The following is an 8,144-nucleotide window of genomic DNA, read 5'->3' as shown; positions in this document are numbered from 1 at the left end:
CCTGGCCAGCGGCTTCACCTCCGCCTCCAGTTTCTCGCGGGCCTACAAGCAGCATTTCGGTACCAGCCCGCGCCAGGCACGCCACCCGCGCCCGGACGACGCAACATGACGGCTTGCGTCAAGAAGCCGTTAAGTGCCATTGCAATTAATGGAATAAAAATCTATTGGAAACTCAACTGTACTTTCAATGCTCTACTTCGATTCGAGGCCATATCGAAAGCCTCAGTGGCTTCAGTATAGTCGAGTGTGGAGGTCAACACGTGGCCGAGTGCTTCGCGCTGTTCAGGGATCTTGGCCACAGCCAGCGCGAACTCTTCATGGAATCGAAAGGTCCCTCTAACAGTGAGTTCGCGGGCAGACAATAGTGTCATCGGTAGCATTGCCTCCTGACCCAAGCCAATGGTGACCATAGTGCCTCTCGGTGCCAGCGCTCGTAACGCTTGCACCTGAGCAGCAGGGACGCCCGACGCCTCAAAGGCGATATCGAACTCCCCATGCTCGGTCACACTCTGCTCCAGCACGCTTCCATGAGTGACGTTCAGGGTTTCGTCAGCGCCTATTTGACTCGCCTGATCTAGGGGGAAATCCGCCACGTCAGTGACTGTGATGCTTGCCGCACCGGCCATGCGTGCGGCAAGTACGGTCAGGGCGCCGATCGGTCCTGCGCCGGTCACCAACACTCGTTTACCGAAGACCTCATCGGCCTGGCGTACTGCGTGGAGGGCTACCGCAAAGGGTTCTGCCAGGGCGGCCTCGCCGGGGGAGATGTCCGCTGGGGGAAATACACACTGCGCCAAGGGCACCGTCAACTGCTGACGGAAGATCCCTTGGGCATGTGGAAAGCGCATTGCCGAGCCATTGAATACCATGTCGGTACAGTGATTTTGCCATCCCTTCAGGCAGTATCGACAATGTTGGCAAGGGCGGCTGGGATTGATTGCCACCAAACGCCCTTCCAGCGAGGCATCCACGTCCTCGCCAACCGATGCGATGAAGCCGGCGGCTTCGTGTCCCAGGGTCAGCGGCTCCCTGAGACGCACATTGCCAAAGCCTCCGGCGTGATAGTAGTGCAGGTCCGAGCCGCAGATCCCGCCTGCTGCGACCTGGACGATGACCTCACCACGTCCTGGTGCTTCGCAAGCTACCGCATCGATACGGAGATCATGGGGGCCGTGGGCGACCACCGCGTGTGTCATGTTCATGCCATCTCCTTTTCTAGCGTTCACAGCACGGCCAGCATGCCGCCGTCGACATAGATGATCTGGCCATTAACATAGCTCGATGCGGGTGAAGCCAGGTAAATCACAGTGCCAACCAGATCTTCCGGAGTCCCCCAGCGTCCGGACGGCGAGCGCTTTCGCACCCAGCCGTCGAACTCTGGGTCGTCGGCCAATGGGCGGGTCATCTCGGTGAGCATGTAGCCAGGTCCGATGGCATTAGCCTGGATTCCATGCTCGGCCCATTCGGCGGCCATCGAACAAGTCAGCAGGCGAATCCCGCCCTTGGCAGCGGTGTAGGGTGCGACGGTGGCCCTCGCTACATGACTGGTTAACGAGCCAATATTGACTATCTTGCCGCCGTCACCACGCGCGATCATCCGACGTGCGGCCTGTTTCCCCATCAAGAAGGCGCTGGTCAAGTTGGTGTCGATAACCTTATGCCAGTCCTCCAGAGCCAGTTCGGTCATCGGTCGGCGCAACTGCATGCCGGCATTGTTGACCAGAATGTCGATGTGGCGATGCGCCTTGTCGAAGTCGTCAAAGGCTGCTTCGATCGACGCCTCCGCAGTGATGTCGAACGATACCGAGTCCGCCGCCAATCCGGCGTTGCGAAGCTCGCCGACGGCCTCGTCCAGCGTGGATTGATTCCTGCCGTGCAGAATCACCTCAGCACCCGCCTCGGCTAGTCCTCGGGCCATGGCGAACCCCAGTCCACCGGATGAGCCGGTGACCAGCGCAGTCTTGCCCGTCAAATCAAACAGCGATGTCATACTTCCTCCTCACTACGACGTACGATCAAGTCCGAACGCTCGAATACTTTGGGCAATAGCTCCACTCCAAGGCCCGGCCCTTCCATGGGATAGACGTAACCGTTCTCGATGGTCGGTACGCACGTCACCAGCTCTTGGTACCAGCCACGGTAGAAGGCCCGCACCGACTCCTGGATCAGCGTGTTCGGCTGGCTGAACGACATGTGTATCGCGGCGGCGAACCCGATCGGTCCTATACAGTCGTGGGGGGCAAACGGCTTGTGGTAGGTCTCGGCCAGCGCGGCGATTTTGCGCCCTTCCGTGAGACCGCCTGTCCAGCACAGGTCGACCATCACCACGCCGAGGGCGTCCTGATCGAGCATTTCCTTGTAGGGCCAGCGCGAGCCGAGGGTTTCGCTACCACAGACCGGTACCCTGGTCGAGCGCGCGTACTCGCCCAAGGCCGCTGTCGAGGTCATCTTGATCGGATCCTCGAACCAGTAGGGATCGTAGGGTTCCAGGGCCCTGGCAATCCGTTTGGCGGTCGTCAGATTCCACTGGGAATGGAACTCCACCATGATGTCCATGGCATCGCCGACACGGTGGCGGACCTGCTCAAAGGGCGTCAGCGCCCGCTTCATCTGTGCCGCGCTGATGTCCAGGCCGCCGGTTTCGCGCGCGATGGGGTCGAAGGGCCAGATCTTCATAGCCGAGATGCCGTTTCCCAGCAGATTCTCGGCCAGGGCGCCGGCGTCGGTCATGAACGCATCGAGATCCTCGAAGGGCCCCTCATGGACACCGAGATTCCAGTTGTTCACCGGGCGGATGTCACGATTGCGCACATAGCCGTAGCCGGCACAGGTGTTGTAAATCCTGAGTTTCGGTCGACACAGCCCGCCCAGCATCTGGTGCACCGGCTGATTGCAGGCCTTGCCCAGCAGGTCCCACAGCGCGATGTCGATGGCCGACACCGCACGCGATTCGGCGCCGGTCGAGGCATGGGCCAGTGGCAGGGCCGTCATGTCGCGGTGCAGCGCCTCGATATCCAGCGGGTTGCGACCCAGTAGGCGCGGCGACAGGGTGTCATGGATATGGGCGGCGACGCTGCCCGCTCCATAGAAGGTCTCTCCGAGCCCGATCGGTCCTTCGTCGGTATGGACACGCACCCAGAGCACGTTCTCGAACTCTCTGGCAATGAGCGTCTCTATCGCAGTTATTTTCACCGGCATCTCCAAGTGTCAATTCAGGCTAGGCAGCCAAAGTGCCAAATCAGGCAAGAAAAGAACCAGTAGCAACACAGCCAGTTGAATGGCCATGAACGGTCCCACGGATTTGTAGATATCCATCAGGCCTATGCCCTTGGGGGCCACGCTCATCAGATAGAAGGCGGCGGAGCCGAAGGGCGGCGAGAGAAAGGCGATCTGCATGGCGATGCAGAACAGCACGCCAAACCAGACCGGGCTATAGCCGAGTTCATTGACGATGGGAATGAAAATCGGGATGGTCAGCAGGACGATACCGATCCAGTCCATGAAACAGCCCAGGACGAGGAAGATCGCCAGCATCAGGACGATCGTCATCATCGGCGATAGCCCGGCGTCGAGGAGCAGTGAATTGACGAACTCGCGGCCGTCGGCCAGATTGTAGACGCTGATCAGTACCGCCACGCCGAATGTCACCCACAACAGTACTCCGACCGAACGCAACGTCTGGGTCAGGCTCTGATGCAACAGAGACGCTGTCAGTTCGCCGCGCAGCACGATGAATATTAGGGTCCCCACGACACCCATGCAGGCCGCTTCTGTGATCGAAGTCACGCCGCCATAAATGCAGCCCAGGATTAGAGTGATCAACAACAAGGGAGGAACGAGGCTCTTGAAAAGGCGGCCCGGTGTCATGGCAGGCCCATCCGGGTCAGCGGCCTTAGCCGGAGCTAGAGACGGGTTCAGCCAGCAACGGATTACGACATAGGCGATATAGCTCAGGGCCAGGATCAGCCCTGGAATGACCGTCGCGGCGAACAACTTCTGAATACTTACACCGCCCACCAGTCCGAAAATGATCATGACGATGCTCGGAGGTATCATCGTTCCCAGCGAACCGCCGGCGACAATGACGCCAATAGCCATGTTGCGGCCGTAATTCAGACGCAGCATTTGTGGCAATGCTACCAGACCGAGCATTACAATCTCACCGCCGATGATACCACTCATCGCAGCGAGGACGACGGCGATGATGAGCGTGACAAGAGCGACACCGCCACGTACGGAGCCCACTATTTGTTGAAGAGCGTCGTAAAGATCCTGGGCGATCGTCGAGCGTTCCAGTAGCGACGACATCAGGATGAACAGTGGTACGGCAGCGAAGGAGTAGTTGACCGCCATCCCGTAGACTTTCTCCATGGCTAGTGGAAGAACTTCGGGACCGAAATGAATCAAGCCCAACAGTGAAGCGACGCCTCCTGCGGCAAATCCCAGGGGAACGCCAATGGCCATGGCCGCGAAGAGGGCGACCAGCAGGACCGCCGAAAAGATCGCTACCGTCATGGCCGCTCCTCCTTTTCAGTGTCGCGCAGGCGACGTAGCAGATTCCTGACCGCCAGCACCGCCATGGCAAGGCCGCATAGCACCAGCAGCGGCTTGATCGTCATGGGAATGGGAGCGTTCCAAGCGGTACCGAAGCGCTCGGTGTGAATGAGTGCTTTCCAAGCCTCGGGGGCACCGAAATATCCAATGGTTAGGCTGAACCCCACAATGAAAAAGCACTGAAGGACATCTAAGATTCGCTGCACACGGGGTGGTGCCATGTCATAAAGTATCGAGATGCGTAAATGGGCATCGCGGCGCATGACATAAACACCTGAATAGATATAGGCGATAGCGCAGACGTATAACGAGAGCTCGTTGGCCCAGATCGTTGGACTATGAAAGAAGTAACGAGCCACGACCTCATAAGTGGTTGCCACAATAACGATCATGAATAGCCAGGCCGGTAAGCTGTCCCAACTGAAACTGCCGTTATTATTGTGTGGTGTTTCATTCGACATGTAGGCCTCCAGACGGTTGAATCCGAGCATAGAGTTCAGGACAGCAAACCGATCTTCTTCATGAAGGCGAGATGGCTGGTCACCATGGCATCGGCCGCCTGGCTTCGCGTCGCCCAGTCTTTCCAGATATCCAGTGCCGCTTGGCGAAATGCCTTCCTGTCTTCATCGGACCAATCGGTGAATGTCACCTCGCCCTCGAGATCAGAAACAACCTGACGGTCGGCGACCGTGACGTTCTTGATCAGATCGAAGGCAATGGCCCGTTGCGCGGTGCGTATCACGAAGCGCAGTTCCTCGGGCAATTGATTCCAGACCTCGAGATTGATCGCCAGATGATCGGCGGGCATTGAATGAAAGCCCGGATAGGTGGCGTACTTGCAGATCTCGTAGAGTCCGAGCGAACGGTTGAGGGCCAGGGTACCGGCGTCCGCACCGCTCACGACTCCCGTCTCCATGGCAGTAAAGACCTCACCGAACGGCATGACGACCGGGGCGGCCCCCAGGCTGGCGAAGATCTCGCTTTCCATCCCAGGGGGCGAGCGAAACTTCCATCCCTTCAGGGCCTCGATACCGGGAATCGGCACAGTGGAACTCAGCGATTCCAGCGGCGGGCAAAGCAGTCCCACGCAGTACATGTCATAGCGGGCGTAAAGAGGGTCGACTATTTCCCTGGCCTCAGGGGTATCCAGCCAGGCATGGAACTGTGCAGGGTCTTCGTAACCGCCCATGACATCGCCGATAAACTGGAAAGCCGGATCCTTGCCGGTGAGATAGCTGGCGCCGGTCATATCAATGTCGAGCACACCGGAAGCAGCTGAATCGAATGTCTGAACGCCGTCGACGATCGCGTTCGAGTAGTGCAGGTCGATTTGCAGGCGCCCACCAGACAAGGTCCGACAAAGCTCCACTAGACGGCCGTACATGCGGCCCTGGGTCGAGGTTTCGCTCTTGTTGGTCTGGGCGCGAAGGCGGTATTCAGCATTATCGGTCGCGGCCCTAGTGACACCGGGAAGGAGTCCAGCTGCCAATAGCCCAGTCCCGGTGGACTTCATCAGGTCTCTTCGGGTGATTTTTTTCATAGGGCGTCCTCGTTGTGAGCGTGGCGACTTCGCCGTTTTGTTATCTGTACGATAGAAAAATATCGCACAATTTTTCACCATTCCATGAAACTAAGGTTTAATTCGCAAAATATCCTTGGTGAGCCAAAGTGAGGTCATGACGATGAATCAACTATCCAGTGAAAAGGGGCTACCGCCCTCAACCAAGGGCTTCTCCCAGGGAGAACTAGCCTATGAACGAATTGAGTCACTGTTAACTCACATGGAACTCAGGCCTGGCGAGTACCTCACTCTCCAGGCGGTACAAGAACGCGTCGGTCTTGGTCGAACACCCATCGTGGAGGCCGTCCGCAAGCTATCGGACGATACGCTCGTCGAGGTTCGGGCCGGTCGCGGGCTGAAAGTCGTGCCCATTGATCTCGTAAGAGAGCGCGAGTTGCTAAGCCTACGCAGGGACATGGAACGCTTTGCCATTCAGCGAACCATCAACAATGCTTCGCCATTGCACTTCAGTCAGATGCGCCGGCTTTGCGAGTCGCTTGAGGCTTTGAACCTGGCGCGAGAGACAGCGTTGACAGCGGAAGATATCCGAAGCTTCAACGAACTCGACCATCGCATGGATGACTTGATCCTCGCTGCCGCTTCCGAACCTTTCCTGGGGAGGACACTTCGGCCCTTGCACACCATCTACCGCCGGCTGGGGTTCCTATTCCTCACTTACTGTGGAACGGATGAACTGATTCACCGGAACATTACCCTGCACCAGGATGTACTCCGAGCCATTCTCGACAGGGACTACCCAGAAGCATGCAAGGCTTCCGATGGGCTTATGGATTTTGCTGCCAATATGTTCCCCCCTCTTGAGATGGAGCTGGACCCTTCTCTGCTCGACGCCAGCATCAAGCCTTTTATGCAATAAGGAGTCACCATGAGGATCGTATTCCACGGGAAGAACGCTGCGACGTTTCATGACGGGCTGAGTGCTCGGCTCGACACCGTTGCCGACTTAGTCTGTCTGCCCGACGACTTGATCAATGAACCTGATCGGAACGCCTATTCTCAAGCCGACGTTGTTGTCGCGACACAACTCTCTAGCGACCAACCCCGGCCGCTGGGCGCGAAGCTATTCCAGGTTGCCGGGGCGGGCATCGATGCCATAGACAGGCCGCTGTTGCCCGCTACGACCACACTCTGCAATTGTTACGGCCATGACGTACCGATCGCCGAATACGTCTTAGGGGCATTGCTATCTTCGCAGATACCCTATGTCCAGGCCGATCAACAATTGCGTCAAGGAGACTGGACCTTTCAGTCGGGCAACCAGTTTCATGGCGAGCTTACCGGGAGGAAGCTCGGAATACTCGGTTTCGGGCATATCGGCAGGGCCATTGCTCGGGTTGTTAGACCGCTAGGCGTAACCGTCCATGCGGCCAACCGCAGCCCAGTGAATGATCCGCTGGTGGATGCCGCCTATACCTTGGATGCACTGACGGAATTCTATCGTAGTATCGATGATCTGGTCGTTGCTTTACCCCAAACGCCTGCCACTAAAGGTTTGGTCGCAGGAGCGGCGTTCGATGCGCTTCCGGCGCATGCCCGGGTAATCAATGTCGGGCGTGGTGGGGTAGTAGATGCCGAATCGCTATATCTAGCCCTGAGTGATAAACAGATCGCCGGTGCCGTAATCGATACGTGGTATCGCTACCCCAATGACGACAACCCGCATACCCAGCCCAGCGACCTGCCATTTCATGAGCTAGACAACATTTTAATGACGCCACACATGTCGGGTTGGACGCGAGGAACCATCGAACGGCGAAAAGACGCTATTGCCGAGAACATCAACCGACTCGCTTCTGGCAAGGAGTTAGTAAACGTCATCTATTGATCCGTGAGAAACTGATCAATATATTAGCTATTATTTAAATTAAACCCTGTAGCCACCGACGCACCATCCACTCCCGGACGACGCAACATGACGACTTACGGCAAGAAGCCGTCGCTTGGGGTGTAAATATGGACGACGAGTCAGGCCATGCTAGGGCGACGTTTCGTAGCCAAGGATGTCGTC

8 protein-coding genes are annotated in these 8,144 nt (G+C 57.6%); 2 read left to right on the top strand and 6 right to left on the bottom strand.

Annotated elements, in window-relative coordinates:
- Nucleotides 1-161: 161 nt before the first annotated feature.
- The 6 genes from OP495_RS15655 to dctP are packed head-to-tail and all read right to left on the bottom strand — an operon-like array spanning nucleotide 162 to nucleotide 6,067.
- A complete protein-coding gene (locus OP495_RS15655; RefSeq protein WP_280570613.1) occupies nucleotides 162-1,202 on the bottom strand; it encodes an L-idonate 5-dehydrogenase in 1,041 nt (346 codons plus the stop codon).
- A 20-nt stretch (nucleotides 1,203-1,222) separates the two neighbouring features.
- Nucleotides 1,223-1,990 carry an SDR family oxidoreductase gene (locus OP495_RS15650; RefSeq protein ID WP_280570611.1) on the bottom strand — a complete coding sequence of 256 codons (768 nt, stop codon included), beginning with the start codon at nucleotides 1,988-1,990 and terminating at the stop codon, nucleotides 1,223-1,225.
- Nucleotides 1,987-3,192, bottom strand: coding sequence for a mandelate racemase/muconate lactonizing enzyme family protein (locus tag OP495_RS15645; protein WP_280570610.1), 1,206 nt, complete (start codon nucleotides 3,190-3,192; stop codon nucleotides 1,987-1,989). The genes OP495_RS15650 and OP495_RS15645 overlap by 4 nt, the downstream gene beginning before the upstream one ends.
- Before the next feature lie 15 nt (nucleotides 3,193-3,207).
- Nucleotides 3,208-4,515, bottom strand: coding sequence for a TRAP transporter large permease subunit (locus tag OP495_RS15640; RefSeq protein WP_280570609.1), 1,308 nt, complete (start codon nucleotides 4,513-4,515; stop codon nucleotides 3,208-3,210).
- Nucleotides 4,512-5,015 carry a TRAP transporter small permease gene (locus tag OP495_RS15635; protein ID WP_280570608.1) on the bottom strand — a complete coding sequence of 168 codons (504 nt, stop codon included), beginning with the start codon at nucleotides 5,013-5,015 and terminating at the stop codon, nucleotides 4,512-4,514. Before OP495_RS15635 ends, OP495_RS15640 begins: the two co-directional genes overlap by 4 nt.
- A gap of 35 nt (nucleotides 5,016-5,050) precedes the next feature.
- Nucleotides 5,051-6,067, bottom strand: a complete 1,017-nt coding sequence (dctP, locus tag OP495_RS15630; RefSeq protein WP_280570607.1) for a TRAP transporter substrate-binding protein DctP — start codon at nucleotides 6,065-6,067, stop codon at nucleotides 5,051-5,053.
- Between the two features lie 169 nt (nucleotides 6,068-6,236).
- On the opposite strand from dctP, the gene OP495_RS15625 reads away from it, so the two are divergent.
- Both OP495_RS15625 and OP495_RS15620 read left to right on the top strand, forming a co-directional pair.
- The gene (locus OP495_RS15625) at nucleotides 6,237-6,992 is read left to right on the top strand and encodes a GntR family transcriptional regulator (RefSeq protein WP_280570606.1); all 756 of its coding nucleotides are present in this window, start codon (nucleotides 6,237-6,239) and stop codon (nucleotides 6,990-6,992) included.
- Nucleotides 6,993-7,001: 9 nt separating this feature from the next.
- Entirely contained in the window at nucleotides 7,002-7,961 is a 960-nt protein-coding gene (locus OP495_RS15620; protein ID WP_280570604.1) for a 2-hydroxyacid dehydrogenase, read from the top strand.
- Nucleotides 7,962-8,144: the final 183 nt, after the last annotated feature.

This window comes from Chromohalobacter sp. 296-RDG, from assembly GCF_029889885.1.
GTDB lineage: Bacteria > Pseudomonadota > Gammaproteobacteria > Pseudomonadales > Halomonadaceae > Chromohalobacter.
Note: the sequence above shows the minus strand (reverse complement) of the source record. Positions and strands in the feature narration are given on the sequence as shown.